We start from the raw sequence: 25,589 nt of genomic DNA on the forward strand, positions 1-25,589 counted from the left end.
GGGTGGGTGTGTTTCGTGCTAGTGGACGTGCAGGGTGTCCTATCGGTGGGTGTCGCTGTGTTGTCAGGATGAAGCGCAGGCGGTAACACCTTTGCCACACGTGGGAAACAGTCGTTTCCTGGGGCGTCGATCAGCGGGCGTCCATACCTTCGACACCATTGATGCCTCGTCAGCCGCGGCCGGGATGAAACGTATCAACGGCCCCGAGGCGGGACGGGCCGGGGGCGGGGGCGAGGTGTCGACGTTCGGCAACGGGGGTTCAGCGACGATGGGAAGGGACCACTATGCGCAAACTCTTAGCCGTACTCCTACTACCTCTCGGGCTGGCCGCAATACCGGCCGCCCCCGCCAGCGCCGTCCCCGCCAGCGCCAGCGCCAGCGCCGGCGCCGGCGCCGCTGACGACTGCGGGCCCTGGGCGAACCCCCGCAAATCCCCGGAAGCCCGAGCCCAAGCCCTCCTCCAAGCCAGCACCCAGCACCAGAAATACCGCTGGCTCGTGGAACAACCCGCCAACACCCCGCAACAAACCACCTGGCCAGGCGACGTCGTCTATCCCGTCCAGCTCCCGTGCACCCCCACCGTCGTCTACTCCGACGGCCCCGACGGCGTCCGCTTCACCCCCGGCGTCACCGCGTTCCCGGCCACGATCGCCACCGCCGCCACCTGGAATCAGCCGCTGGCGTACGTGAAAGGCGCCGCCCAGGCCACCGAAGCGTTCAACAAGGGCAAGAACGTGCTCCTCGCCCCCGGGCTGGCGTCGGGGCGCACGCCGCTGTCCGGTCGCACCCCGGAGTACCTCGGTGAGGACCCGCTGCTCACCGGCCTGATGGCGGCCGCCGGGACGCGGGGGATACAGAGCCGGCCGGTGCTCGCCGCGCTCAAGCACTACGTGGCGAACGAGCAGGAGCTCGACCGGCAGACCAGTTCGTCGAACGCGGACGAGCGGACCCTGCGCGAGATCTACGACCTGCCGTTCGAGATTGCCGTGGACCGGGGGCGGCCGGCGAGCGTGATGTGCTCGTACAACCAGATCAACGGTGTGTACGCGTGCGAGAATCCGCGGCTGAACACCGTACTGAAGAAAGATTTTGATGGTTATGTCATGTCCGATTTTGGCTCGGTGCACTCGACCGCGCCGAGTCTCGTCAATGGCCTCGACCAGGAGCTGAATCGGCCGATCTGGTTCACGCCGGCGCGGCTCGACGCGGCCCTCGCGGCGGGGGAGATCACTCAGAGGCAGATCGACGCCGCCGCCTACCGGGTGATCGTCTCCTACATCCGTGGGGGACTTTTTGATCACCCGCTGCCCGCGACGCCGGTGGCGGACGCCTCGACGGCCGCGCACAAGGCCGTCGCGAGGAAGGTCGCCGAAGAGGGATCTGTCCTGCTGAAGAATGACAAAAAGGTCCTGCCGCTGCGCCCCCGGAGCGGCGACACGATCGCCGTGATCGGACCGACCGCCGGGCCCGGTGCCGCCTCGGTGTGCAGCCTGCCGTGGCGGTTCGGCAATCCGCAGACGCTCCAGTGCGAGGACCTGATCACCCCGGAGACCGGCATCCGTGAGCGTGCCGCCCGTTCCGGCGCGACCGTCACCTTCGACAACGGCAGCGATCTCACCGCGGCTGCCGCGACCGCCGCGAACGCCGACATCGCGGTGGTCTTCGGATATCAGCGGACCGGTGAGTTCAACGATCTCCCGGACCTGCGGCTGCAGGGCAACGGGGACGCGCTCGTCGAGGCGGTCGCGGCGGCCAACCCGCGCACCGTCGTGGTGCTCCAGACCGGCAGCGCCGTCGAGATGCCGTGGCTGGGCGACGTCCCGGCGGTCCTGGAGACCTGGTACGGCGGTGAGCAGATGGGCCCCGCCACCGCCGCCCTGCTCTTCGGCGACGTCAACCCGTCCGGCAAGCTCCCGATGACCTTCCCGAGATCGCTCGCGGACACCCCCACAGCGGGCGATCCGGCGCGCTATCCCGGCGTGCGGGCCGACGGCGAGACGATCCGGCAGGTCTCCTACAGCGAGGGCCTGAAAGTCGGGTACCGCTGGTACGAGTCCGAGGACATCGAGCCACTGTTCGCTTTCGGGCACGGGCTGTCGTACACCACGTTCCGTTACAGCGACCTGCGGGTGAGCGGCGACGGGCGCGACAACCTGCGGATCCAATTCAAGATCACCAACACGGGCAATCGTACGGGCACCGAGGTCGCCCAGGCCTACCTAGCCCTGCCCGCCGCCACCGGTGAACCGTCCAAGCGCCTGGCCGGCTGGTCGCGGGTGACCCTGGGCGCCGGCCAGCACCGCACCACCGAGATCCGCCTGACCCGCGCCGACCTGAAGGACCTGCACCTGCTCGAATACTGGAACTCCGCCGCCAAGGACTGGACGACAGCACCGGGCCGCTACACCGTCCACCTGGGCGGCTCCTCCCGCACCACACTCACCGACTCGTTCCGCATCAAGTAGGCAGAAGGCAGGCACGAAGGTAGGCAGGAAAGGCCGCGGTCCGGGAGATGCAACCTTCCGGACCGCGGTTTCCGTCGTGTGATGGAGGCGCAAGCACACGGGGGAGGGTGAGTGGAGCAGTCCGAGGAGGACGAGTTCCGGGCATTCGTCGGCGCCCGGATGGAACGCTGGCGGCGTGCGGCGTACCTGTTGTGCCATGACTGGCACATGGCCGACGATCTTGTGGGCACGGTGGTGGGCAAGCTCTACGAGCGGTGGCGCCGGGTCGCTGCCACGAACAATCCTGATGCGTACGCCCAGCGCGTCCTGACGACCGCCTGGGTGGACGAGCGCCGCCGGCCGTGGCGCCGCGAGCACACCGCCGCCGCGCTTCCGGACCAGGGCTGGAGCCATCCCGACCGGATCGGCGACCGTGACCAGCTGGTCAGCCTGCTGGCCAAGCTCGGACGGCGGCAGCGGGCCGTGGTGGTGCTGCGTTTCTACTTCGACCGCTCGGTCGAGGAGACCGCGGAGCTGCTCGGCATCTCCGCGGGGACAGTCAAGAGCCAATCGGCGCGGGCACTGGAGATGTTGCGCGCGCTCGCCTACGCCACGGGGAGCCCGAAATGAACCAGGAGACCCTCGACCGGATGATCGGTGTCGCCCCGCCGTCCACTGTCGACATCGAGCGCGTCATCCACCGTACGCGGAAAAGACGACGGACCCGCCGGGCCGTTACCACCGGGACCACCGCCGCGGCCGCTGTCGTCGCGGTGGTGCTGGGCGTCAATCTCGGCGGCGGCGGCCCGCACACCCGGCAGGTCACCCTGCCCCCGACCGCGACCCTGCCCCCGACCGCGACCCTGCCCCCGACCGCGGCCGCGGAACCGGAAGCGAGCCCGCCCGGCCCGGCGGTGGAGACCGCCACCGCCGGCCCGGCGGTGGAGACCGGCACCGCCGCCGGACGTCAGCGCACCCTGAACCGGGTGCGGGTCGCCCTCGAGGCGGCGACCGCCGAGCACGCGGCCGGGACCAGGTGGGTCTACATGCCGGACGTGCCGGGGGAGAAGCGGACACCGGACGGGCATCCGGTGATGTCGATCAACCGGGATCCGATCGCGTTCGAGGGCCGGTCCGGCATCGTCCGCGGCGGGCGCAAGGGCGGCTTCTACCTGTCGCTGCGTGCCGCCGGTTGTGACGACGCGGCCAGGGGGTGCTCGCCGCTCTACGACTGCGACGGCGGCGTGCCGGAGTGTGAGACGACCCGCACCGCTGCCGGGCTGGAGATGGTCCGCTGGGTGGACAAGCCGGGCCGGGGCTGGGTGTTCTACGGTGTCGACGTCAGGTTGCGCGACGGGAAGAACGCCCTCCGGCTCCAGGCGGTCAACACCTTCGGTGGTGACGGCACCCTTCCGGTCGCCCCGGCGCCGGTGCTCACCCGCGCCCAGCTCGACGTCATCGCCACCACCATCGCCGAGACGTTCACCGGTTGAGAGCCGGCCGAGGCCGACACCAGACCCTGGTCCGACGTGTACGCCGGACCACGCCCCTAGCATCACCGGGTGACCAGACGTCGATGGATCATCACGGCGCTCACCGCCGCCGCCCTCCTCGGAGCCGCCGCCGGCACCCTCGCCCTCACCGCCCCCGCGATCGCCGCCACCGCCTGTCCCCAGTGTTACGGCCTGTCATCACAGGGCCGAGGCCTCTACACCGAGCGTGACGACGCCGCCTACCGCCCGATGATCGACGCTGCCACCGGCCGGATCGGCGAGTTCTACGGCGGCGTGACCGTCTCCCCGCGGGTGCTGATCTGTGCCACCGACGCCTGCTACCGGCGGATCGGCGGTGGCGGCGAGAAGGGCCGGGCGCTGGGACGGTGGGCGATGCTGCTGTCCCCGGCCGGTGCGAACCGGACCATCGCCACCCACGAGCTCTCCCACCTGGAGTTCAACGAGCGGCTCGGTCCCGCGCGGGGAGAGATCCCGCGCTGGTTCGAGGAGGGCCTCGCCGTGGTGGTCGCCCAGGACGCCCGTTATCTCCAGCCGGACGGCGGCTGCCGCCTCCCGCCGGCGGAGGCGAAACCGGTGACCGGGGCTGACTGGGCGGCGGAGCCCGGTGACCGCGGCTATCTGCGGGCGGCGTGCGTGGTCAGCACGTGGATGGCCGAGCACGGCGGGACGCCTGCCGTGCTCGGCCTCGTCGAAGGTCTGCGGGCCGGTGGATCCTTCGGCGACCTGGTGACCGTCAGTTGACCCGCGGCGTGTAGACGTCACAGGCCGTGCCGCGCTCGGCCTGGCGCACCGTACGGCCGGCGCAGAGACGCAACTGCGGCTTGCCTCCGCCCCACAGGTATTCCGAGGTGGCCCGGAAGGCCGTCCGGCCGCGGCCGCATCCCCGCTGCACGGTCCGCCACTCGATGCCGTCGGTCGGCCCGTTGTAGGCGATCTGCACGACAGCGCACGACGTCCACCGGTTGACGGCCAGCGTGCCGCGCACGGTGATCGGCGGCACCGGCCGCCCCGGAATGCCCATCATCCGCTCGTAGCTCCCGTAGGCGCCGGCCCCCCGAACACCAAGCCGAAACGTGTCGCCGCCAGGGACCGGCCGCGCCAAGTCGCTACCGGCGGCCACGGCCGGCGCCCCCGCCATTGTCACGGTCAGAAAGGCACCTGCGAGCACACCCAACACCCGGAATTTCATCGTCAACTCCTCGATTTCTGTCGATTAACGGCTGTGCAGCCGCCGAAGGAGAAACGATCGAAACAGGGTTATCGCACAAGCAATGTGTAGCTGGGTGCGAATCCGGTCCGGCAGCGCGACGACACCCACACCTGCCGCGCCACCCCGTCGGCGCCGACCTCCTCGCACTCGGTGCGCGGCTCGGCGGTCCGGTCGAACGCCGCGGTGTACACCTCCCGCTCACCCCGCCGGGGCGTGCTCCGGGGCACGTAGGTGATGACCAGATCGTCCCCCGCGGCACCGGGGAAGACCGAGAACGACGTCCAGAATCCCGCGGCCAGGCCCTGCTCGCCGATGATCCTGGCGCGGCCGTGGTCGTACGTCCCCAGCAGCGCGGTCGTCGTGCGTGGCAGCCCCGCCTCGGCCGCCGAAGGAGCGATCCCGGCAGTCGTGAGCGCGGCGGCGATGATGGCGAGAGTCGATTTCCGGCGCATGTTAACAAGCATGTGAACATTCCTTTGCCGACGATTTCCGGGGGTCTCCCGAAAGGGATGAAGGACCGGCGGAAGATGTTTTCCCCGCCCGGCACGACGGCACGTTACCAGCATTTAACGCAGCGGTGATGTGGATGGAATCACAGCTTACCCATAACCATTTAGACGCAATTAACGAACGTTAAGTCCGGAGCACCGCGATATCGTTCTCGGTCAGGCTGCCGCAAACCACCAGACCGTCGTGCTCGGCGGCCGAGGTGACGAAACCGTAGGAGCCGTCGGTGGTGCGCAGGTCGTGGACCAGCCGGCCGTCGAGGGTGAAGGCCATCACCCAGGCGATCGGCACGGCCTTCGGGCGCACCGCCGCGGGCAGGTTCCACACCAGCAGCCGCAGGAAGCCGGGCAGTGGCAGCAACCGGTCGAGCAGTGCGTCACGCGGCGCGGCGATGCCCGCCCAGACCAGGCCGTCGCTGCCGAGGCTCAGGTTGTCCGGGAAGCCCGGCAGGTTGTCGACGAGCACCTCGGTGCGGCCGCCGATCCAGTGCCGCTGAATCCGGTACCCGGCGGTCTCGGCGATCAGCAGGTGCGAGCCGTCCGGCGCCAGGACCAGGCCGTTGGCGAACTTCAGGCCGTCCAGCACGGTCGTGACGGTGCCGTCGGGGTCGCGGCGCAGCAGCCGGCCCGTGCCGGAGTGCTCGAAGACGTCGCCGAGGTGATCGGTCAGGTTCCACTCGGTGGTCGAACTGGTGAACCAGATCGTGCCGTCCGGCGCCTCCACCACGTTGCTGGCGAAGGTCGTCTCGGCGAGCACCTCGACCCGCCCGCCGGGATGCACGGCGAGCAGGCCGCGGTCGTGGTCGCAGACGAGGACACCGCCGCCGGCGCGCGGATGCAGGCCGAGCGGGCGGCCGCCGGTCTCGGCGAGCACGGTCCGGTCGCCGGTGGCCGGATCGATGCGGACGATCCGGCCGTCGCCGAGGCCCGCGATCACGTGCCCGTCGCTGTCGAAGACCACGTCCTCCGGGCCGCGCCCGCCGGTGGCCAGCATGCGGGCCGCCTCCAGCCGGGCGGTCGGACCGCGATCATCGAGAGTGGGCGGGCGCCAGCGGCGCGGCTTGATCAGGCGGCGGGCCAATTCACACCATTTTCCGTACGATCGACAGCGGCAGAATGCGCATGGCCATACCGATCGGCACCCAGGGCCACGCGGGCACATGTGCCTTGGCCCGCCGTTTCTCGATGGCGGCCACGATCGCGCGGACGCCGGTGGGCGTGTCCACCATGAACCGGGTGCGCTGCTGGACGTGCTCGTTCATCTCCGACCGGATGTAGCCGGGATAGATCACCGACACGTCCACGCCGGGGATGCGCTCGGAGCGGACGCCCTCCGCGACCGCGGCGATCCCGGCCTTGGTGGCGGCGTAGGTAGTCATCGACCGGCGCATGCCGCGCAGCGCCGACATCGACGAGATGATCACCAGGTGGCCGCGCTGCCGGGCCCGGAAGTGTTCCAGGGCCGCCTCGCTCTGTGCCAGCGCACCCACGAAGTTGACCATCGCGGTCGCCCGGTTGGCGTCCCACCGGCCGCTGCCCAGCGGCGCGCCCTTGCCCAGGCCGGCGTTGACGATCACCCGGTCGATGCCGCCCAGCTCGTCGGCGAACTCCCGGAACACGGTGAAGACGGCCCGGTCGTCGGTGACGTCGAGAGCGCGGACGGCGACCCGGCACTCCGGGTGCCGCGCCGTGATCTCACCCTGGAGCTGCTTCAGCCGGTCGGAACGCCGGGCGCACAGGGCCAGGTCGTAGCCGAGAGCGGCGAACTGACGTGCCATCTCCTCGCCCAGCCCGGCGCTCGCGCCGGTGATGAGCACGACTCCCGTACCCATCTCACATCCGCCGGATCGCGACGACGACAGCCACGACGAGCGCGCCGGCGACACCGAGACAGACGAGCAGAGACCACATCGCCACCATGAGGGCGCACTTTAGACGGATCGCACGATCCGAAACAATGAGCAATCTTCAACCTGGCATCGGGCCTGAAGCTGCCGGGTCGTTGTCCGGCGCCGGCGGCCGAGGCCCTCGCCACGTGGAAGAAGGCTCAGTCTTGAAACCTGAAGGATCATCTGACCAGGGCGGGTACGCCGAGCATCTCCTCGACCTCGGCGGCGGGCAGCGGCACGGCGAAATGGAACCCCTGCGCGTTGTGGTAACCCAGCTCGACCAGCCGGGTGGCCTGCGCCTCGGTCTCCACACCCTCGGCGACGATGTGCAGTCCCATGGTCGTGGCGATGCCGGCCAGCGCGGTCACGATCGCCTCCTGCTGCGGGGTGCCACCCAGGCCGTCGACGAACGACTTGTCGACCTTGATGGCGTCGACCGGGCAGGTGCGCAGCAGTCCCAGCGAGGAGTGGCCGGTGCCGAAGTCGTCCAGGGCGATCGTCATGCCCTGCGCGGACAGCGCGTGGACGGTGGCCAGCGCCTGCCCGCCGCCGAACACCGCGGTCTCGGTGATCTCGATGGTGAGACCGGCCGGGGTAAGGCCGTGCTTGGCGAGCGTCGTGGCGACAGTGCTCGGCAGGCGCGGGTCGAGCAGCTGCCGGGCCGACACGTTGATACCGACCCGGGGTGCGGCACTGCCGTACCGCTGCTGCCAGAGTGCCGCCTGGGCGCACGCCGCGTCGAGGATCCACGCACCCAGCTCGGTGATCGTGCCGGTGTCCTCGGCGACCGGGATGAACTCGCCCGGCGAGACCACCCGCCCGTCCCGGCGCCGCCAGCGGACCAGGGCCTCGACCCCGTTGATCCGGCCGCCGGGAAGCGTGACGATCGGCTGGTAGAGCAGGTGGAACTCGCCGTCGGCCAGGCCGCGCTGCATGTCGGCGGCCATCTGGTTGCGCCGGGTCACCTGCTGCTCGAGGGCGGCGTCGTACCTGACCACGGCCGGGCCGACCGACGCCATCGCGGCCCGCAGGGCGATACCGGCCCGCCGGTACAGGTCGGCGGCCTCGTCGTCGCCGCCGTCGGCGACACCCGCCGCCACGTCGATGAGGACGTCCTGGCCGTCGACGTGCAGCGGCTCGCGCCCGAGGGTGAGCAGCTCGGCGATCGGTGCCGAGGCCGCCGGGCCGGGCAGCAGGAGGCCGAAGTCGTCGCCGCCGACCCGGGCCACCATCGCGCCGGGCCCGGCCACCTCGGTGATCCGGGCGGCGAAGGCGGTGAGCAGGATGTCGCCCGCTTTGGTGCCGAGGCTCTCGTTGACCGAGCGGAACCCGATCAGGTCGATCAGGACGACCGTGCGGGTTCCGGAGCTGCCGGTGATGGTGGCCGCCAGGTGCCGCCGGTTGAACAGGCCGGTCAGCTCGTCGTGCTCGGCGTGGTGCGTGACCGCGTTGAGCAGGATCGAGTTGTCCGCGAGGGCGAACGCCTGTCGGGCGGCGACCAGCACCAGCATGCCGGCGGTGGCGGCGACCATGGCGCCGCTGATCTGGCCGTTGCGGGCGTACACGGTCACCACCAGCGCGCCGGCCAGAACGCTGGCCAGCAGCGGCACCGTGGTGCCCCGCCGCGACGAGATCCGCGGTACCGGCGGCGCCGGGTTGAGGCTGGTGAGCTGGGCGGCGAACGAGCACATCAGGCCCGCCGCGGGCAGCACGGCGGCGCTGCCGTTGAGGTACGGCCACGGCCTCAGCACGTCCATCAGGATCACGGACATCGGGGCGGCCACCGCGATCGGGCTCAGGAACCACAGGGCCGGCCACGGCATCGGGTTGGTTCGCGACATCATCGCCTTGAGCACGATGACGATGCCGGCGACCGTGATCGCCATGACCGCCGTGTTCAGCCGTACGGCCGCCGGCTCGTCGCCCAGGGCGCTGCCGAACCAGCTCAGGTACTCCGCACCCGCCATCAGGACGGCGAGCGTGACGACGGCGACGTCCAGGACCGCTGTCGCCCGCTGACGCCAGGTGCGGGTGCCCGCGGGCAGGCGTACCAGGGTGGTGGCGGCGACCGTCGACGCGACGATGTAGATGACCATCGTCCGGGCGCTGACCGGCGGCACTCCGGTGGCCGGCAGCGTCAGCACGTCGACGGCCTGGCTGATCGCGGCGGCCAGCATCCCGCTGCACGCCCAGGAGAACCGCCGCCAGAAGTCACGCAGCGGGCCGTCGAGCGTGGCGGCGGTCCGGCGGCAGATGAAGAACGCCACGATGAGCCCGGTGGCGGCCGGGATCCAGACCAGCGCCTTGGGCAGGCTCACCTGGGTACCGAGGGCGATCAGGCCGACCTCGGCGAGCATCGACACGGTGGCGGCCACAGCGGCCGTACGCATCTTCATCCTTCACCCCCGTTCGCTGATGTGATGTCCGGTGGAGCCTTGTCCGGTAGAGCCTTGTCCGGTCAGGCCGGCTGAGTGGCCTTCGGCCGGTGGGCCGCCTTACCCGTGTACATGTCGGCGTCGGCACGGCCGATCAGGGTCTCCCGGTCCGCGGGCTCGCCGCTGCGGGCGCCGGCGGTGCCGATGGTCACCCCGACGGTGACCGGACCGGCCGACAGGTCCATCGGTTCGCGCAGCGCGTCGCCGATGCGTTCCGCCAGGTCACCGGCGGAGCCGTCGCGCCGCAGCACGAGGAACTCGTCGCCGCCGAGCCGGGCCACCGTGTCGCCCGGTGCCGTCACGGCCGTCAGGCGGGCCGCCACGGACTGCAGGGCCTGGTCGCCGACGAGATGCCCGTACCGGTCGTTGATCGGCTTGAACCCGTCCAGGTCGCAGAGCAGCAGGGTGATCCCCGCCAGGTCGCCGCGATGCAGCTCGGCGAGCGCGGCGTCGATCTCGCCCATGATGTGCCGCCGGTTCCGCAGCCCGGTCAGCTCGTCGTGCGACGCCTGGTGGGCGAGGGTCCGCTCGGCGCGCTCCCGCTGGCCGGTCAGCCACCGGATGCGCAGCACCACCAGCGGGATGACCATCAGCGTGCCGATCGCCAGCAGCAGGTTGGCGGAGTCGCTGCCGCGCAGGATCTGTACCGCCGCGAGCAGCGGGTTGGTGCTGAGCGCCGCGGTCAGCCAGCCGAGCCTGGCCGCGCCGGTGGCCGGTGCGGCGCTACAGGTGGACGCGGTCACCGCGTAGGCGCCGGGTAGCAGCGGCGCGACGGCGAGGGCCAGGAACGCGAGCATCCAGAACGCGGCGGACCACCGGTTCTCCTGCCCGGCGGTGGTCACACCGGCGCCGATCGCGAACAGCGTCAGAACGCAGCTGGACAGCAGGGCAAGCATCGGCGCGCGGGCCGGGCCCGGCACCGTGGCCATCCGGGCGAAGCAGCCGAGCACCCCGCACAGCACGAGCACGTCGACCAGGATCAGGACCTGGCCCGCGTTGGTGACCTGCGGCGACAGGTTCGGCTCGATCAGCCACACCCACATCGGCCCGCCGGCGCACAGCCCCAGCAGCGCCGCGTCGACGATGCCGCCGGCGTCCTCGGACATCCGCCGCCACAGCGCCATCGCGGTGCCGGCGAGGAACAGCCCGTGCGCGGCGGAGAGCGTGAGGTCGGCGGGACCGAACTCGGCCGCACCGAGGTGCCCGTCCCGGACATAGCCGGGCCACACGATCTGCGCCGCCAGGAGCAGGGCGATGCCGCCGACGGCGATCAGCCACGGCCGCCGGTGACCGAGGTGGCCGCTGGCGATGGCGAGCGCCCACGTCAGGACCGGGGAGGCGGCGATCACCGTTTGCACGACCGGCCGGCCGGCGTGACCCGCCAGCTCGTACGCGATCAGCCCGGCCGCGGCACAGACCAGCAGAAGGACGTGCACCGGCCAGGCCGGTGCGGTAGCTCGTGGCCAGCCCATGACGCCTCCCTCCGGTGCTCGACCCCGGTCCATCGGCCGCCGGGACGCGGAGTTGAGGAGTCCGGCCGGGCTCAGCCCAGTGACAGGCGCGCGCCGGTCAGCGTGATGTACCAGTCGGAGCCGGTGAACCCCGGGCCGGTCTCCGGGCCGATGTAGGCGTCGATGTGCTTGGGGCCGCCGAGACCGGGGGTGAACTCGTCGGTGACCCGCCACTCCGCCTCGCGCAGGGCGGCGCAAACGTTCGCGGCGGGGGAGGAGCCGTCGTCCTGGTGCCCGCAGGCCGTGACGGTGAAGCGGGTTCCCTGAGCGAGCACGTCCGGGTCGGCGGCGGCGGAGACGAACGGGGTCAGCACGTTGCCGTCGCTGCTGCGGGGTGCCGAGTCGATCCAGAAGCCGACGTCGTAGGACCAGTTCAGGTAGCGGCCGGCGGAGGTGCGGCCGGTGCCCTCCTCACGGACCGCGTCGACGAAGTCCTCCGGGTAGGTGCCGAGGTCGTCGTCGCCGTGGGAGCAGGCCAGCCGGGTGCAGCCGGTGACCTCCGTGGGTTTCCCGTCGTGGAACCGCTCGACGGCGGTGTAGTAGACCGTGATCTCCCAGTCCGTGCTGACGGCTTTCGACGGACTTCTGCGGGTGGCCCGCGGGACTGCGGTGACGGAAGGAAGGGCAGGTTCGCTTTGCCCAACTGATTCGCTTTGCCCGACTGAGGAGTATGGGGTGGGGGAAGGGGGAGCGGGGGAGGGCGCCGTGACGACGGTGGGCTCGTCGCGGGCCGTGCCGCAACCGGCCGCGGCGGCGAGGACGGCGGCGGTGAGCAACAGGCGGGCACGCACGTGGTGAGCATGCCAAGTCTGCGGCCGCATACCCGGCGCTTCCGAGGGAATGGCTAGGCCCGTGAGACCGATGAGATTGGCCGGCGTCGTTGTGGTGGCGGCTTTGGGCGTACGGGTGGCGCGCTCCCGCCACCGCCGATCGCTGCATCCGGCGGGACACTCGTTCGCCGGGGAACTGGAGGTCTGGGGCCTGCCGGAACGAGTCGGCTCCACCCTCGTCGACGAACCCGGCCGGCACTCCGCGACGGTCCGCTTCTCCAAGGGCGCGGGTACCCGCGGCGACCTGCCGGACGTGCTCGGCCTGGCGATCCGGGCCGGCGGGCGGGATCTGCTGCTCTCCACCGCGGGCACCGGGCGGCTGACCCGCCACCTGCCGGCTCCGCGGCGCACCTTCGACACGAGGTACGGGTCGATCGTGCCGTACCGGACCGGGAGCGGTCACTCGCTGTATCTGGCGGCCGGCCCGGATCCGGAGGGTGTGCCGTTCGGCCGTACCCTCGCCTCGGTTGTTGCCGCAGCGGAGAGTGACCGGGCCGCCCTGCTGTTGTATGCCGGGGGCGAGCCCTTCGGGCGAGTCAGCCTGGGCCCGGTGCTGTCCGCCGAGGTGGACGGTGAGCTGGCCTTCGACCCGGTGCGCAACGCACCCGCCGACCTGCGCCCGGCCCTGCTGGCGACACTCCGTGCCGTCACCTACCGCGTCAGCCGGTGGTGGAGGGGCGCTACGGTGCGTGTCCGCGAGTCGTAACTGCGAGCCACCACGAACTGTCCGCGAACCACCGGCGCGGAGGCCAGCAGGTCGAGCGCTGCCTCGGCCCGGTCCGCGGGCATCCGCAGGGCCAGGCTCACGTGCGGCACCCATTCCGCCGGCGGCGGCCACCGATCACTACCGGTCAGCGACGCCCACACCGCGGCCTGTAGGTCACGCAGCTCCGCGGTCGGCGTCACCGCACGCACCAGCGCCCGGCCCAGCAGCCGCGCCGCACCGAGCTCCGCCGCGATCGGCAGCGCCAGGGGCGCCAGCCCGGTCAGCGACGCGGCACTGATCACCGTGAGGTGCGGCCGGTTCGTCGGATGCGGGTGGGTGGCCAGGCTGGGGAATCCGGCACGCTGCAGGCAGGACCAGAGATCGCGTACGCCTTCGTCGAGCTCCGCGTCCGGCAGCAGTTCCACGGTGTGCACGTGAGAATCTTCCCCTGCCGGCCCGATGATCGGATCTGGCCACAGCGATCGGGGAGGGGCTTTGTGATCTCGGCACTCAACACGCTCGTCGACCTGGTCGAGGAGCGGCTCACCGCCGAGCTGGACGTCGAACAGCTGGCCGCCAAGCTCGGCACCACCGCGTACCACCTGCGCCGGATGTTCTCGTCGCTCGCCGGCATGCCGCTGTCGGAGTACGTGCGCCGGCGCCGGATGACCGTCGCCGCGGCCGACGTCGTCCGAGGGGAGGAACTGCTGGCGATCGCGGTCCGGTACGGCTACGGCTCGGCCGAGGCGTTCGGGCGTGCGTTCCGGGCTGTCCACGGTGCCGGGCCCGGTGACGTACGCCGGGACGGTGGCCCCCTTCGCGCGCAACCACAGCTCCGGTTCCGCCTGACGGTCGACGGGCGCATCCCCATGGAGACCCGCATCGCCGGCCGGCCCGCCTTCCGGCTGATCGGGCACGCGGCGCGGGTCCCGCTGATCTACGAGGGGGTCAACCCGTACATCCGGAAGCACGTCTCCGCCCTGCCGGTGGAGGAGCATCTCGGGCTCAAGGCACTCGGCGACACCGAGCCGAGCGGCCTGCTCGCCGTCACCGCGGGCGCCGAGCCCGACGCACCCGAGGGCAGCGAGATCACCTACCTGCACGGCGTCGCCGTCACTCTCGCGGCGGCGGTTCCCGGTGACCTCGACACCATCGAGGTGCCGGCCGGGCGATGGGCGGTGTTCCGCAGCAGCGGGCCGCACCCGCGGGCGCTCCAGGACACCTGGGCCGCGACGGCCACCGAATGGTTCCCGTCCAACCCGTGGCGCCTGCGGCCGGGCCCGTCGATCGTCGCGATCCTCGATCGGGCGCCGGACTTCAGCACCGCCACCAGCGAACTGTGGCTCCCGGTCGAACCCGCCTGACCCCCACCCCGTCTTCGCATCGCCGGCACGGCCGGCCGCGGCTTGTCAGGGGAGCACGACGCAGCGGCGGCACCGGGCCTCGTACGTGTAGGTGCCGTCGTCCGGCAGCGCGGTCGACGGCGCCAGCTCCCGGATCATCGGCTTGCCGTTCTCGAGAACCTGGGTGTGCGTGGCGTCGAGCGACCGGCACACGTCACACACCGCCCGCCGGTAGATCACCTCCGCCGGGGCCAGCTCGAACAGCGCCCGCACCGGCGCGAACAGCTGCCCCCGGTGATCCAGGTCGATACCCGCGACGACCACCTTGATCCCGGACCGCACCGCCGCACCCAGCACGGCGATGTCGTCGACAGTGAACATGTGGATCTCGTCCACGCCGATCACCTCGACCCCGCCGTCAGCCGCACCCGCCAGCGACGTCACCTTCACCGTGACCAGGCTGCCGCCCGACCGCGAGGTGACAGCGGTGTCCCGGCCGTGCCGCGCCGACTGGTAGATCCGGTGCGGAATGCCGGCATACCGCAGCGGCGACAGCAGGCTGATCATCTCCAGCGACTTGCCGCCCTTCATCGGGCCGAGGATCACGGTCAAATCCATAACCGCAGACCGTGCCATCGCCACCCCACCCCCGTCGAGCCCACCCACCACCCCGAGACAACCACCACACCCACCAGCTGGCGCTCAGCGGTGCCTCACAGCCGGAAAGGCCCCGCTGTGCGCCAGCTGGTCGGTCCGGCTGGCGCTCAGGGGGGCCTTGCGGCCGGAAAGGCCCCGCTGTGCGCCAGCTGGTCGGCCCGGCTGGGGGTGAGGGGGGCCTTGCGGCCGGAAAGGCGCCGCTGAGTGCCAGCTGGTTGGGGCGACTGGGGGTGAGGGGGGCCTTGCGGCCGGGAAGGCGCCGCTGAGTGCCAGCTAGGGGTTAGAGGTTTTCGGCGGCGTCGGTGTAGGTGGCGGGGGCGGGGGGTGCGCCGGGCGTGTAGATCACGCGGATGACGCCGGTGGGGAAGACCTCGGTCGCGGTGACCCGGAGGTGGTAGGCGGTGTCGCCCTCGTCGAACAGCCGGCGCCCCTTGCGCGCCGCGACCGGGTGGATCAGCAGGCGCAGTTCGTCGACGAGGCCCGCGGCCAGCAGCTGCTGCACCACCGAGATCGAGCCCGGGATGAGGACGCCCTTGACGCCGGGATCCGCCTTGAGGGCACGGACCGCGTCCAGCAGGTCGCCGTCGATCAGCTCCGAGTTGCGCCACGACAGCTGCGGCGACTGGCGGGAAACGATCACCTTGCGCAGGTCACCGAGCTCCTTCGCGAACGGCGCGTCGTCACCGCCGGCCGCCTCCCGGTCCGGCCAGGCACCGGCGAAACTGTCGTAGGTCTCCCGGCCGAGGAGCAGCACGTCAGCCGTTTCGTAGTCCTCGGTGACGGCGCGGCCCATGTTCTCGTCGAAGTAGGGGAAGTGCCAGTCCGGGTCGATCTCGGCGACACCGTCGGCAGAGATGAAGAGAGTGGAGACGACCTTCGCCATGGTGGTGTTCCTTTCACAAGGTGAGCATCAGGGTTACTGGAGGGCAGACCAGCGCGGCGTCCCGAACTCATCGGAGCGGGTTGCGGAAACCGACACTTCCCTTCTGGACCGGTTTAGCTCAGCACGCTCACCTTCGTACGTTTGCCTGGGCATGCGATCATGCGGGATCGTTGACCGAACCGGTAATGGGGGGATCGGGTGGCCAAGTCCGCGAAACGCCGTGCGCCGTTGTGGGCGCGGATAAGTCTCATTTTCGGCTGCGTCTTTCTGGTGCTCGGCGGTGGTGGTCTGGTCACCGGGCAGGCGCTGATGTCGAAGTATGCGGGCGCGGTCACCGACAACACCCTCCTGGAGGATCAGCCCGCCGAGGCGGCACCGCGCAAGGATCTCAAGGGCGCGCTGAACGTGCTGCTCGTCGGCATCGACCCGCGGGACACCGACACCCCGCCGCTCTCCGACTCGATCATCGTGGCGCACATCCCGGAGGACCGCAGCCGGGCCTACCTGTTCTCGCTGCCCCGTGACCTCTACGTGACGATCCCCTCGTTCCCGAAAGCCGGTGTCCGCGAGCACCAGGCCAAGATCAACGCGGCGATGTCGGTCGGCAGCCACGTCGGCAACGGTAAGTACAGCAACCAGCAGGGCTTCCAGCTGCTCTCCAAGACCGTCAGCGGGGTCACCGGCATCGAGAAGTTCGACGCCGGCGCGATCATCAACTTCGGCGGCTTCAAGAAGATCGTCGACGCGATGGACGGCGTCACCATGGTCATCGACCAGGACGTGGTCTCCGAGCACCTCCAGCCGAACGGCAAGCCGCGCGCCCGTAAGCCCGGGTGCCAGGGGCATCACCGTTGTTCCCGGCCGTACACGGGTCCCCAGAAGGCGTACAAGAAAAGCGCCAAACCGGTCCACCTGGAGGCGTGGGAGGCCCTCGACTACGTCCGCCAGCGCTACGGCCTTCCCCGCACCGATTACGACCGCCAGCGTCACCAGCAGCAGTTCATCAAGGCGATGGCGAAGCAGGCGATGAGCAAGGACGTCGTCACCGACCCCGGCAAGCTGCTCAAGGTGATGGGCGCGGCCGGCGATTCGCTGACCTTCGCCGGCGGCGATCACACCATCGTCGACTGGGCGCTCGAGCTGCGCGGCATCAACACCGACGACATGACGACGATCAATCTGCCGGGCGGTGGCCTGGGCGTCGGTTCCGACTACCGGGGTGAGCAGTTCAGCCCCGAGGTCGGCGATTTCTTCGCCGCGGTCCGCGAGAACCGGGTCGGCCAGTTCCTCCTCGACCACCCCGGGTTCGTGAACAAGGAAGACTGAAAAAGATCACTTCAGGGGTACGACCGGAGCACCACCTACGACGGGGATGGTGACGGCAGCCAGCCCCGGTCGACGAAACTGAACGACGACATCGGCGCGGCGTCACCGACCTCCTGGACGTAGAGCACCTTCTGGTCGACGTCGTACTGCACGTAGCCGTACGCGTCGTTGTAGATGCGATAGGTCGGCCGGCCCTGGTCGTCCTTGCCGTCGGCGGCGTCCACCGAGAAGAGCGTCGCCTTGGTGGCGTCGCACGGTGTCGGCACCAGCCGCGCCGTCACATCGGGGTCGATCTTCACGCCGAGGCACTCGTCCCCGCCGGCCGGGTCGCGCAGCGTGCGGATCATGTGGTCGACGCCCACCCGGACCAGCGCGAACTCGGATTTCGGCCCGGTGCCGTCGCCGGCCACGACCTCGCCGTCGCTCAGGTCCAGCGCGAGGTCCTTGTCGACCTCGGAGATGTGGATCAGGGTGCGCCGGTTCCCCGCCATGATCGCGTCGAGGCGTTCCTTCGGGGTGACCGGTTCCGGGGCGGCCGCCGCCGTGGCCGGGACCTCCGCCGGGTCACCCTGAGCGGGCGCCGGGGACTCACCGCCGGCCGGGCCGCTCACCGCACCGGTGTCGCGCGGCAGGTAACGTACCGCGGCTCCCACCCCAGCGGCCAGCAGTACAGAGACCACCGCGGCGGCACCCAGCCACCCACGGCCCCGCCGGCGCGGCTCACCGGGATCGGCCACCGGTGCGGCGGGCGCGGCTGCCGGAACCATCGGGCGGGGGACCTCGGCGGAACCGGCGAGCAGCATGTCGAGCAGTTCCCGGGCGGTCGGGCGCTCCGCCGGGTCCTTCGCCAGCGCCCGTTCGACGGCCGGCACCAGCGATGCCGGCACCCCGGTCAGCACCGGCGGCTGGGTGAGGATCCGCATCGCGGTGGCCGCCGCGTTGTCGGCCGCGAACGGGGTGCGGCCGGTCGCCGCGTACGTCACGACGGCTCCCCAGGCGAAGATGTCCGCCGCCGCGGTCACCGGCCGTCCACCCTCGGCGTCGAAGCGTTCCGGCGCCATGTACGAGACGGTCCCGACCATCTGATCGGTACGGGTGTGCTGGCTGGTCGCCTCGAACGCCCGCGCGATGCCGAAGTCGATCACCTTGATGCCGCCCCGGGCGAACAGCACGTTCCCCGGCTTGAGGTCGCGGTGGATCACGCCGGCGCCGTGGATCGCGGTCAGCGCGGTGGCGATGCCGACCGCGACACCGTGCAGCGCCGCCCCGGACAGCGGGCCCCGGTCGCGGATCTCGGCCTGCAGGCTGGGACCGTCGACATATTCGACAACGAGGTAGGGCGGCTCGTGGTCCGGGTCGGCGTCGAGCACCTCGGCGGTGGAGAACGGCGGCACCTGCTTGGCCCGGTTCACCTCGCTGCGGAACCGGCCGCGGAACTCGGCCTCGTCGGAGAACTCCGGCCGCACCATCTTGATGGCGACCTGCCGCCCGTCCGGGTCGCGCCCCAGATAGACGGCGCCCATGCCGCCCTCACCGAGCCGGCCGATCAGCTCGTACCGGCCGAGCCGGGTCCGGTCGCCCGGACGCAGCGGCATGCTCATCTCGTTCGTCCCCCTCTGCCGCCGCTCCGGCGCCCGCGGTCCCGGAGTCTACTCACCCCGGTCACTACCCCTGATCTTCGGCACGCCGCCCTCCCACAACATCCGGGCGGGAGGGGGAGTGCTTCGGGCGTACCGAAGAAGAAGTTGATCGAAGGTTTTTGTTGTCGGTGGGTGAGAGCGGCATCTACGGCATGAGCGCCGGCTCGTCCTCAGGCCGGTGGTCGTCCCCCGCATCCCCTGCGAAAGGAACCCCATGCTGAACGAAATGCCCCGGCGGCGGCGCCGAGGGGTGATGGCCGCCGGTGTGCTCGCGGTCGCTGTGCCGGGCGCGATCGTGACCGTCTCGATGCTTCCCGCGGCGGCGGCCGTGACACCGGTCGGTGGTGGCGTCTACGCGCTCGCGTCGGGTTCCAGCGGCAAGTGTGTCGACGTGACGGGTGCGTCCGCGGACAACTCGGCACTGCTGATCCAGGCCGCCTGCGACGCCGCCGCTACGAACCAGCAGTGGAAGGCTGTCGCGCAGGCGGGCGGCCAGTTCAACCTCGCCAACGGCAGAAGCGGCCGCTGCATCGACGTGCCGAGCGCGTCGGCCATCTCCGGAACGCAGTTGCAGCAGTACGGCTGTGGTGACGGGCTGAAGGCGAACCAGCTGTGGACGTTCGCGGCGTCGTCGGCGGCGGCCGGGAAGTTCCTGGTCAAGAGCGTGGCGACCGGGTTGTGCCTCAGCAACAAGGACTCCTCGACCGCGGGCAACAACCCGATCGTGGAGGAGACCTGCGCGGACGTCGCGCGGATGCAGTGGTCGTTCAACTACGTGTCGGGGCCGACCACGGCACCCACCACGAGCGCACCCACGGCCGGGCGGCAGATGGAGGACCTCGATCGAGGGCTCGTCAGCGTACGGTCGGGCAGCGCGAACCTCGTGTCGTGGCGCCTACTCGGCACCGAGGCGGCGTCGACCGGGTTCAACGTCTACCGCTCGGGGACGAAGCTGAACCCGTCGCCGATCACGAACTCCACGAACTACCTGGACGCGGGTGCGGCGGCGTCCTCGTCCTACACGGTGCGCGCCGTCGTGAACGGGGCGGAGCAGGCGGACTCCCCGGCGTCGCTGACCTTCGCGAACGGATACCTGGACGTGAAATTGCAGGTCCCGGCCGGTGGGACCACGCCGGACGGTGTCGCGTACACCTACTCGGCGAACGACGCGTCGGTCGGTGACCTGGACGGTGACGGCGACTACGAGATCATCGTCAAGTGGGACCCGTCGAACGCCAAGGACAACTCGCAGTCGGGCTACACCGGCAACGTGTTCGTCGACGCGTACACCCTGCAGGGCTCCCGGCTGTGGCGCATCGACCTGGGCCGCAACATCCGGGCGGGTGCCCACTACACCCAGTTCCAGGTGTACGACTACGACGGCGACGGTAAGGCCGAGATCGCGATGAAGACCGCTGACGGCACCAGGTCGGGGACCGGCGTCGTGATCGGCTCGTCGTCCGCCGACTACCGGAACTCGTCGGGCTACATCCTGTCCGGGCCGGAGTTCCTGACCATGTTCAACGGGCAGACCGGCGCGGCGATGTCGACGGTCAACTACACCCCGGCGCGCGGCACGGTGTCGTCGTGGGGTGACTCGTACGGCAACCGGGTCGACCGGTTCCTGGCCGGCACCGCCTACCTGGACGGGCAGCGCCCCAGCCTGATCATGGCGCGGGGCTACTACACCCGCGCCGTCGTGGCCGCCTGGGACTTCCGCAACGGCACGCTGACCAGCCGCTGGACCTACGACTCCGGCAACAGCAACGTCGGCGCCCACGGCCAGGGCAACCACCAGCTGTCGATCGCTGACGCGGATCAGGACGGCAAGGACGAGATCATGTACGGTGCCGCCGCGATCAACGACAACGGATCGCTGATGTGGCGCAGCGGCCTGGGTCACGGTGACTCCCTGCACGTCGGCGACTTCATCCCGGCCCGCGCCGGCCTCGAGGTCTACCGCCCGTCGGAGAGCACGACCCAGCGCACCGACGCCATGCTCGACGCCCGTACGGGCGCGGTCATCTGGTCGCACGCGTCCTGCGGCTGCGACAACGGCCGCGGGGTGGCCGGCGACGTCTACGCGGGCAGCGCGGGTGCCGAGGCCTGGTCGTCGTCGGTGGACGGGCTCTCCAGCACCAGCGGCCAGAACATCGGCCGCAAACCGTCCTCGACCAACTTCCTGGCCTGGTGGGACGCCGACCCGGTCCGTGAGCTGGTCGACGCCACCCGCGTCGACAAGTACGGCACCGGCGGCGACACCCGCCTGCTGACCGGATCCGGGGTCGCCTCCAACAACTCCACCAAGCAGACTCCGGCTGTCTCCGGTGATCTGCTCGGCGACTGGCGCGAGGAGATCGTGTGGCGGTTGTCGGACTCGTCGGCGCTGCGCATCTACAGCACGCCGGCGGTCACCGATCGGCGGATCCACACGCTGATGCACGACTCGCAGTACCGGGTGGCTGTGGCGTGGCAGAACACCGCCTACAACCAGCCGCCGCATCCGAGCTTCTTCCTCGGTAACGGCATGACGGCGCCTGCTCAGCCGAACATCTACGTGCGGTGAGTGGTGGCCGCCCGGGCCCGCGGGTCCGGGCGGCCTTTTATTCGGATTTACCGGGCGGTGCCGAGCGGCCATGATCCTCGGGTGGACATGACACTGAGTGCGGGCGACGGGACGCGGATCGTGGCGCGGCGGACCGGGCGGGGCGAGCCCGTCGTGCTGGTGCACGGGTCGAACGGCGGGCTGGATTCCTGGGATCCGATCGTTCCGCTGCTGGCCGGTGAGTACGAGTTGTGGGTGTACGCGCGGCGTGGTTATCCGCCGAGTGGTGCGAGCCGGGACGGCAAGACCTTCGCCGACGACCTTGCCGACCTAAGGGCGGTTCTGGATGCGGCGGGCGGGTCGGCGCACGTCGTCGGGGCGTCCTACGGGGCGGTGGTCGCCCTTCACGCCGGCCGGGATATCAGTGCGGGTACCCGTACGCTGACCGCTTTTGAACCTCCGCTCTTTGCCTTCGGCGCAGCCGTGGCCGAGGTGCTCACCCGCTACCGTGACCTGCTCGCCCGGGGTGACCTCGCGGCGGCGACCCTGCTGTTCGCGGCGGAGGTCGCCAGGGTGCCGGAGGCGATGCTCGCGGCACTGGCCGGTGCCGCACCGCTGCCCGCGGCCGAACTCGCCGGCAGTTTGCACGACCTCGAAGCCATGGCCGCTGACGTGCCTGATCTCGCAAGGTGGGCCGGACTCGAGGTACCTGTGACGCTGATCCAGGGCAGCGAGACCTGGTCGCCGATGCCGGAGACCATGGACGCACTCGGTGCGGCGATGCCCTTCGCGTCGCGCGTCGTGCTGCCGGGGCAGTCGCATTTCGCGACGCACACCGCGCCGGAGATGTTCGCCGAGGTGGTGCGGCAGTCCCTGGGCCGGTGACTCTCGATGCCGCCGCCTCCCTCAGTGCCGAGCGGTTATCGTTGCGCCGGTGAGTGATCCGCTTCCGGAGTGGGAGAAGTTCCGGGTGCTGCGCGCCGAGTCGGAGTACGAGTCGGTGAAGAAGGATCCGCGGGTGGCGTTCGCGCTGTGGTGCGCCGTCGGGCTGATCGGCGGGCACCGGTTCTATCTCGGCGACACCGCACGCTCGGTGGCGATGCTGTTCACCCTGGGCGGGCTCGGGGTGTGGACGCTGGTGGACGGGTTGTTCGTCCGGCGGCGGGTGGCCGCGGTGAACGCGTCGCGGCGCTCCGAGATCATGGCGCGCTACGGCATCCTCGACGCGGTCTCCGTTCCTGGTGGGATCGATCCTGGTGGCACCGTTATTGCTCCCGGGCGGCACTGAGCCGCCGTTCGTCCCTACCGATCCGGAGGTGGTCGGAGGAGGAACGGGATGTTGATGTCGGGTGCTGTCGCGTGGGTCGCGGGAGCCGTCGCGGTCGTGGGGATCGCTGTCGGTACGGGTGTGGTCGACGTTTCCGCGGTGCTTCCCTCCACGGAGGTGGCGGGTGCTCCCGTGGCGGCGGGTCCCGGGGGTGAGTCATCCGTCGCCGTGGCGAAACCCCCTGCCCCAGCCCCTTCCGCCTCGGCCTCCGTTTCCGCGTCCGCCTCAGATCAGTCCGTAAAGGGCTGCGATGGGGGACGCCGGCAGCGTGGGATCGAAAGGGCTCTTGCGGGACTCGGCGGTTATCCGGCGATCACGGTCGACGGGAAGGCCTCGCCCGCGGACTGTTCGGCCATCCGCTCGTTCCAGAAGCGGTACGGCATCCGGCCGGCGCACGGCCAGGCCGACGCCACGACCGCCGACGTGGCCCGGCGGCTCGCGGCCAGCCCGCTCGACGAGTGCGGCGCGGCGGCCGGCGTCACCGCCTGCGTGGACCTGACCACTCAGACGGCCTGGGTGGTCCGCGACGGTGCCGTGGTGTTCGGTCCGACGGTCGTGCGTACGGGCTTCCGCGGGCACACCACCCCGGTCGGCAGGTTCTCGGTGAACTTGCGGGCGAAGCGGGAGTGGTCGAACCCGTACAAGGTGTGGCTTCCGTACTGGCAGCGCTTCGAGGGTGGCAACGGTTTCCACGAGACCACGTCCTACCTGCACGACAAGTGGCGCGGTTCGCACGGCTGCGTCAACCTGCTGCACCGTGACGCCGTGGCCATGTGGGATCTGCTCGAGAAGGGCACCACCGTACGGACGTTCGGCCGCCGCCCCGGCACCTGACAGACGCACGGCCAGGCCAGTTCCGCCTGCCCGGATTCACTCCTGGAAGCGGAGTCCGATGCGGCCGCCGGCGACGGCCTGGTACCAGGAGGCGTCGCGGGTGAGGACGTCGACGCCGGCGTCCAGGGCGAGCAGGGCCGCGGAGGCGCGATCGGCGCTGCCGACCAGGCCACGGAGAGTGGTCAGGGCCAGCCAGTCGGCGGGGTCGTCGGAAACGACCACGACGGCCTGGTGCCCGATCAGGATCTCGAGGTGGGCCTGCTCCAGCATGCCGGTGTTGTGCGCGGCCTCGATCAGGCACGGAAGCGGCAGCAGAACAGCACCGTGCTCGTCGTCGATCTCGGCGATCAGTTCACCCACAGCGACGGACCCACGAACCCAGCCGGCAACAGCGGAAGTGTCCAGAACGAGCCGGACAGCGCGGTGCTCGTCGGTCACGAGCTGGTCCCGCAGGCGTTCGTGCCGGCGGGACGGACGGCGCGGTGCTCGTCGGTCACGAGCTGGTCCCGCAGGCGTTCGTGCCGGCGGGACGGACGGCGCGGTGCTCGTCGGTCACGCGGCGGCGGGCCGCTGGCGGAGCTGGGCGAGGAAGGCGGCGCGCTCGGAGTGGTCGCGGGAGGCGTCGGCGTCGTTCAGGCGCTTGCGGGCGCGGGCCTTGCCCTCGGCGGTGACCGGGACGCCGAGCTCGGTGAGCACGTCGGTCATGCTCCGCGGGGTGCTGGTGTCCTGCTCCATGGTCCCAGAGTAACCCCCGCACCCAGGGATTTTGTCAAGCCGCCACGGCCAGCCGTAGGGCGCGGGTGTCGAGAACGTCCTCGTGGCGGGCTATCTGAACCCGGTCGCGGTAGACGGTGACGCCGCCCGGCCACAGACAATAGGTGACGGACCGGTACCGCGTCCGGTTGTCGTCATGGTGGGTGACAACAAGCTCGTCGGCGTAGGTGGCGGCCATCAGACGGCCCTGCGGACGACGGTGCCGAGGCCGATGCGGCCGGCCGGCGGGTACGCCTCGTCGCGGAGGGCGCGTTTGATCTGCTCGATCTCTTCGCGGGTGGGGTGCCAGTCCGGTGGTTGCTGGGACATCGTCTCGTTTCCTTCCCGTGGGCACCTTCCTTTGTCGGTCCTACGAGAGTGAACAGCAGATCACCGTGCGTGGTTCGGCGCGTTTCCGGGAGACCGGTCGTCCGCTGGGTCGACGTCGATCTTGTCTCCGTTCGAGGGAGTGGCATGGGCGAGGTTCCAGGGAGTGGCATGGGCGAGGACCGCCCGGTGCCTGAGCGTCCACTCGTACGCGGACCGCACGCTCTGCACCGCCCCCTGCTCCCACAGCCGGATCATGGCGGGCTCACCGGCGTTGGCGCCCGAGTCGATGCCGCGCCCGCAGCGGTCCTGCCACCAGAGGATGGTGTCGACGAGTTCGGCCTGGTCGAGGCCGCCGTAGGCCTGGGCGATCACGGCCACGAGGGCGGCCGCCTCGGCGGGGTCCGATACGGCGGGGCCGAGGCCGAGAAACTGCCAGCAGACGTGCGCGACGTCGTGGATCCGGCCGGGAGCGGCGATGTCCCAGTCGATGAACGCGACCGGCTCGGCGTCGCGGTAGACGGTGTTCTTCGGGGAGAGGTCGTTGTGGCAGACGACCTCCTGATCAGCGGCCAGGGCGGTGCCGGCGGTGAGGTCGTGGAAGCGGCGGACCAGGCGGGCGGTCGCGGTGAGGGCCGCGGGGGAGCGGACGTACGGGGTGGGTTCGGGCTGCCAGGGCACATCACCGCGGAGAAAGGTGAACGTGTCCCTGCCCTGGTCGTCGGCGCCCCGATAGCGGGGAGCGCCGGGCCAGTCGTGCTGCTCGAAGTGGTGCAGCAGGCCGTGGACGAAGGCGGACACCGGCGGCTTCCGGACGGTGCCGCCGATCCGGACCGGAGCGGCGATGAAACCGCCGGGGAGCGAGTTCTCGTGGGGCATGGAGGAAGTCTTGCTCGGATCCCGGAGGTC

The 25,589-nt window shown here is 70.8% G+C and carries 27 protein-coding genes; 11 read left to right on the plus strand and 16 right to left on the minus strand.

The features are described from left to right. The first annotated feature begins 284 nt into the window (after window positions 1–284). From ACFQV6_RS30625 to ACFQV6_RS30640, 4 genes are all read left to right on the plus strand, one after another. Complete coding sequence (locus ACFQV6_RS30625; protein ID WP_378031100.1) at window positions 285–2,465, plus strand: beta-glucosidase; 2,181 nt, start codon at window positions 285–287, stop codon at window positions 2,463–2,465. A gap of 111 nt (window positions 2,466–2,576) precedes the next feature. Further along, the gene (locus ACFQV6_RS30630; RefSeq protein WP_378031101.1) at window positions 2,577–3,074 is read left to right on the plus strand and encodes a SigE family RNA polymerase sigma factor; all 498 of its coding nucleotides are present in this window, start codon (window positions 2,577–2,579) and stop codon (window positions 3,072–3,074) included. Continuing rightward, the gene (locus ACFQV6_RS30635; protein WP_378031102.1) at window positions 3,071–3,937 is read left to right on the plus strand and encodes a hypothetical protein; all 867 of its coding nucleotides are present in this window, start codon (window positions 3,071–3,073) and stop codon (window positions 3,935–3,937) included. Before ACFQV6_RS30630 ends, ACFQV6_RS30635 begins: the two co-directional genes overlap by 4 nt. Before the next feature lie 69 nt (window positions 3,938–4,006). Further along, window positions 4,007–4,699, plus strand: coding sequence for a hypothetical protein (locus ACFQV6_RS30640; protein WP_378031103.1), 693 nt, complete (start codon window positions 4,007–4,009; stop codon window positions 4,697–4,699). Here ACFQV6_RS30640 and ACFQV6_RS30645 read toward each other — a convergent pair. The 7 genes from ACFQV6_RS30645 to ACFQV6_RS30675 all read right to left on the minus strand — a co-directional run bounded on the left by ACFQV6_RS30645 (window position 4,692) and on the right by ACFQV6_RS30675 (window position 12,300). Then, complete coding sequence (locus tag ACFQV6_RS30645; RefSeq protein WP_378031104.1) at window positions 4,692–4,979, minus strand: hypothetical protein; 288 nt, start codon at window positions 4,977–4,979, stop codon at window positions 4,692–4,694. The two genes, ACFQV6_RS30640 and ACFQV6_RS30645, sit on opposite strands and share 8 nt — an antisense overlap. A 236-nt stretch (window positions 4,980–5,215) precedes the next feature. Then, window positions 5,216–5,620, minus strand: coding sequence for a hypothetical protein (locus ACFQV6_RS30650; RefSeq protein ID WP_378031105.1), 405 nt, complete (start codon window positions 5,618–5,620; stop codon window positions 5,216–5,218). Between the two features lie 181 nt (window positions 5,621–5,801). Further along, on the minus strand, window positions 5,802–6,755 hold the full coding sequence (locus ACFQV6_RS30655) for an SMP-30/gluconolactonase/LRE family protein (protein WP_378031106.1): 954 nt from the start codon (window positions 6,753–6,755) through the stop codon (window positions 5,802–5,804). Window position 6,756: 1 nt separating this feature from the next. After that, on the minus strand, window positions 6,757–7,506 hold the full coding sequence (locus ACFQV6_RS30660) for an SDR family oxidoreductase (RefSeq protein WP_378031107.1): 750 nt from the start codon (window positions 7,504–7,506) through the stop codon (window positions 6,757–6,759). Window positions 7,507–7,742: 236 nt separating this feature from the next. Beyond that, on the minus strand, window positions 7,743–9,953 hold the full coding sequence (locus ACFQV6_RS30665) for a putative bifunctional diguanylate cyclase/phosphodiesterase (RefSeq protein WP_378031108.1): 2,211 nt from the start codon (window positions 9,951–9,953) through the stop codon (window positions 7,743–7,745). A gap of 68 nt (window positions 9,954–10,021) precedes the next feature. Continuing rightward, window positions 10,022–11,470, minus strand: coding sequence for a diguanylate cyclase domain-containing protein (locus tag ACFQV6_RS30670; protein ID WP_378031109.1), 1,449 nt, complete (start codon window positions 11,468–11,470; stop codon window positions 10,022–10,024). A 71-nt stretch (window positions 11,471–11,541) separates the two neighbouring features. After that, window positions 11,542–12,300: a hypothetical protein gene (locus tag ACFQV6_RS30675; RefSeq protein WP_378031110.1), complete on the minus strand. Its 759-nt coding sequence runs from the start codon at window positions 12,298–12,300 to the stop codon at window positions 11,542–11,544. Window positions 12,301–12,370: 70 nt separating this feature from the next. Between ACFQV6_RS30675 and ACFQV6_RS30680 the strand changes: the two genes are divergently transcribed. Next, window positions 12,371–13,045, plus strand: coding sequence for a hypothetical protein (locus tag ACFQV6_RS30680; RefSeq protein WP_378031111.1), 675 nt, complete (start codon window positions 12,371–12,373; stop codon window positions 13,043–13,045). On the opposite strand, the gene ACFQV6_RS30685 is transcribed toward ACFQV6_RS30680, so the two are convergent. Continuing rightward, window positions 12,991–13,479, minus strand: a complete 489-nt coding sequence (locus tag ACFQV6_RS30685; RefSeq protein ID WP_378031112.1) for a 2'-5' RNA ligase family protein — start codon at window positions 13,477–13,479, stop codon at window positions 12,991–12,993. The two genes, ACFQV6_RS30680 and ACFQV6_RS30685, sit on opposite strands and share 55 nt — an antisense overlap. Before the next feature lie 63 nt (window positions 13,480–13,542). On the opposite strand from ACFQV6_RS30685, the gene ACFQV6_RS30690 reads away from it, so the two are divergent. Beyond that, window positions 13,543–14,409: a GyrI-like domain-containing protein gene (locus ACFQV6_RS30690; protein ID WP_378031113.1), complete on the plus strand. Its 867-nt coding sequence runs from the start codon at window positions 13,543–13,545 to the stop codon at window positions 14,407–14,409. A gap of 45 nt (window positions 14,410–14,454) precedes the next feature. Here ACFQV6_RS30690 and ACFQV6_RS30695 read toward each other — a convergent pair whose 3' ends face one another. Both ACFQV6_RS30695 and ACFQV6_RS30700 read right to left on the minus strand, forming a co-directional pair. Then, the gene (locus tag ACFQV6_RS30695) at window positions 14,455–15,006 is read right to left on the minus strand and encodes a thymidine kinase (RefSeq protein WP_378031114.1); all 552 of its coding nucleotides are present in this window, start codon (window positions 15,004–15,006) and stop codon (window positions 14,455–14,457) included. A 319-nt stretch (window positions 15,007–15,325) separates the two neighbouring features. Next, the gene (locus ACFQV6_RS30700) at window positions 15,326–15,928 is read right to left on the minus strand and encodes a dihydrofolate reductase family protein (RefSeq protein WP_378031115.1); all 603 of its coding nucleotides are present in this window, start codon (window positions 15,926–15,928) and stop codon (window positions 15,326–15,328) included. 198 nt (window positions 15,929–16,126) lie between these two features. Between ACFQV6_RS30700 and ACFQV6_RS30705 the strand changes: the two genes are divergently transcribed. Continuing rightward, a complete protein-coding gene (locus ACFQV6_RS30705; protein ID WP_378031116.1) occupies window positions 16,127–17,254 on the plus strand; it encodes an LCP family protein in 1,128 nt (375 codons plus the stop codon). Window positions 17,255–17,289: 35 nt separating this feature from the next. Here the strand turns inward: ACFQV6_RS30705 and ACFQV6_RS30710 are convergent, their stop codons facing one another. Continuing rightward, the gene (locus tag ACFQV6_RS30710; RefSeq protein ID WP_378031117.1) at window positions 17,290–18,849 is read right to left on the minus strand and encodes a serine/threonine protein kinase; all 1,560 of its coding nucleotides are present in this window, start codon (window positions 18,847–18,849) and stop codon (window positions 17,290–17,292) included. A gap of 259 nt (window positions 18,850–19,108) precedes the next feature. Between ACFQV6_RS30710 and ACFQV6_RS30715 the strand changes: the two genes are divergently transcribed. The 4 genes from ACFQV6_RS30715 (at window position 19,109) to ACFQV6_RS30730 (ending at window position 23,600) form a co-directional block, all read left to right on the plus strand. Beyond that, a complete protein-coding gene (locus ACFQV6_RS30715) occupies window positions 19,109–21,460 on the plus strand; it encodes an RICIN domain-containing protein (RefSeq protein ID WP_378031118.1) in 2,352 nt (783 codons plus the stop codon). Window positions 21,461–21,547: 87 nt separating this feature from the next. After that, window positions 21,548–22,324 (plus strand): alpha/beta fold hydrolase, encoded by a 777-nt coding sequence (locus ACFQV6_RS30720; RefSeq protein WP_378031234.1) that lies wholly within the window; start codon window positions 21,548–21,550, stop codon window positions 22,322–22,324. Window positions 22,325–22,373: 49 nt separating this feature from the next. Continuing rightward, on the plus strand, window positions 22,374–22,727 hold the full coding sequence (locus ACFQV6_RS30725; protein ID WP_378031119.1) for a TM2 domain-containing protein: 354 nt from the start codon (window positions 22,374–22,376) through the stop codon (window positions 22,725–22,727). Between the two features lie 48 nt (window positions 22,728–22,775). Beyond that, window positions 22,776–23,600: a L,D-transpeptidase family protein gene (locus ACFQV6_RS30730; RefSeq protein ID WP_378031120.1), complete on the plus strand. Its 825-nt coding sequence runs from the start codon at window positions 22,776–22,778 to the stop codon at window positions 23,598–23,600. A 36-nt stretch (window positions 23,601–23,636) separates the two neighbouring features. Here ACFQV6_RS30730 and ACFQV6_RS30735 read toward each other — a convergent pair whose 3' ends face one another. From ACFQV6_RS30735 to ACFQV6_RS30755, 5 genes are all read right to left on the minus strand, one after another. After that, window positions 23,637–24,038 carry a hypothetical protein gene (locus ACFQV6_RS30735; protein ID WP_378031121.1) on the minus strand — a complete coding sequence of 134 codons (402 nt, stop codon included), beginning with the start codon at window positions 24,036–24,038 and terminating at the stop codon, window positions 23,637–23,639. A 114-nt stretch (window positions 24,039–24,152) separates the two neighbouring features. After that, window positions 24,153–24,335 carry a hypothetical protein gene (locus ACFQV6_RS30740; protein WP_378031122.1) on the minus strand — a complete coding sequence of 61 codons (183 nt, stop codon included), beginning with the start codon at window positions 24,333–24,335 and terminating at the stop codon, window positions 24,153–24,155. Between the two features lie 34 nt (window positions 24,336–24,369). After that, window positions 24,370–24,552, minus strand: a complete 183-nt coding sequence (locus ACFQV6_RS30745) for a hypothetical protein (RefSeq protein WP_378031123.1) — start codon at window positions 24,550–24,552, stop codon at window positions 24,370–24,372. Continuing rightward, window positions 24,552–24,683, minus strand: a complete 132-nt coding sequence (locus ACFQV6_RS30750; protein WP_378031124.1) for a hypothetical protein — start codon at window positions 24,681–24,683, stop codon at window positions 24,552–24,554. The genes ACFQV6_RS30745 and ACFQV6_RS30750 overlap by 1 nt, the downstream gene beginning before the upstream one ends. A gap of 60 nt (window positions 24,684–24,743) precedes the next feature. Further along, the gene (locus ACFQV6_RS30755) at window positions 24,744–25,559 is read right to left on the minus strand and encodes a phosphotransferase family protein (protein ID WP_378031125.1); all 816 of its coding nucleotides are present in this window, start codon (window positions 25,557–25,559) and stop codon (window positions 24,744–24,746) included. Between the last annotated feature and the right edge of the window lie 30 nt (window positions 25,560–25,589).

The sequence above is a fragment of the Actinoplanes sp. GCM10030250 genome, assembly GCF_042666575.1.
GTDB lineage: Bacteria > Actinomycetota > Actinomycetes > Mycobacteriales > Micromonosporaceae > Actinoplanes.

Excerpts from the sequence above, each read along its gene's own strand:
- ACFQV6_RS30645 (WP_378031104.1), bottom strand. The coding sequence starts at position 4,979 with ATGGGCATTCCGGGGCGGCCGGTGCCGCCGATCACCGTGCGCGGCACG.
- ACFQV6_RS30745 (WP_378031123.1), bottom strand. The coding sequence starts at position 24,552 with ATGGCCGCCACCTACGCCGACGAGCTTGTTGTCACCCACCATGACGAC.
- ACFQV6_RS30660 (WP_378031107.1), bottom strand. The coding sequence starts at position 7,506 with ATGGGTACGGGAGTCGTGCTCATCACCGGCGCGAGCGCCGGGCTGGGC.
- ACFQV6_RS30665 (WP_378031108.1), bottom strand. The coding sequence starts at position 9,953 with ATGCGTACGGCCGCTGTGGCCGCCACCGTGTCGATGCTCGCCGAGGTC.
- ACFQV6_RS30755 (WP_378031125.1), bottom strand. The coding sequence starts at position 25,559 with ATGCCCCACGAGAACTCGCTCCCCGGCGGTTTCATCGCCGCTCCGGTC.
- ACFQV6_RS30635 (WP_378031102.1), top strand. The coding sequence starts at position 3,071 with ATGAACCAGGAGACCCTCGACCGGATGATCGGTGTCGCCCCGCCGTCC.
- ACFQV6_RS30730 (WP_378031120.1), top strand. The coding sequence starts at position 22,776 with ATGTTGATGTCGGGTGCTGTCGCGTGGGTCGCGGGAGCCGTCGCGGTC.
- ACFQV6_RS30720 (WP_378031234.1), top strand. The coding sequence starts at position 21,548 with ATGACACTGAGTGCGGGCGACGGGACGCGGATCGTGGCGCGGCGGACC.
- ACFQV6_RS30715 (WP_378031118.1), top strand. The coding sequence starts at position 19,109 with ATGCTGAACGAAATGCCCCGGCGGCGGCGCCGAGGGGTGATGGCCGCC.
- ACFQV6_RS30670 (WP_378031109.1), bottom strand. The coding sequence starts at position 11,470 with ATGGGCTGGCCACGAGCTACCGCACCGGCCTGGCCGGTGCACGTCCTT.
- ACFQV6_RS30695 (WP_378031114.1), bottom strand. The coding sequence starts at position 15,006 with ATGGATTTGACCGTGATCCTCGGCCCGATGAAGGGCGGCAAGTCGCTG.
- ACFQV6_RS30740 (WP_378031122.1), bottom strand. The coding sequence starts at position 24,335 with ATGGAGCAGGACACCAGCACCCCGCGGAGCATGACCGACGTGCTCACC.
- ACFQV6_RS30680 (WP_378031111.1), top strand. The coding sequence starts at position 12,371 with ATGAGATTGGCCGGCGTCGTTGTGGTGGCGGCTTTGGGCGTACGGGTG.
- ACFQV6_RS30750 (WP_378031124.1), bottom strand. The coding sequence starts at position 24,683 with ATGTCCCAGCAACCACCGGACTGGCACCCCACCCGCGAAGAGATCGAG.
- ACFQV6_RS30625 (WP_378031100.1), top strand. The coding sequence starts at position 285 with ATGCGCAAACTCTTAGCCGTACTCCTACTACCTCTCGGGCTGGCCGCA.
- ACFQV6_RS30710 (WP_378031117.1), bottom strand. The coding sequence starts at position 18,849 with ATGCCGCTGCGTCCGGGCGACCGGACCCGGCTCGGCCGGTACGAGCTG.
- ACFQV6_RS30700 (WP_378031115.1), bottom strand. The coding sequence starts at position 15,928 with ATGGCGAAGGTCGTCTCCACTCTCTTCATCTCTGCCGACGGTGTCGCC.
- ACFQV6_RS30650 (WP_378031105.1), bottom strand. The coding sequence starts at position 5,620 with ATGCGCCGGAAATCGACTCTCGCCATCATCGCCGCCGCGCTCACGACT.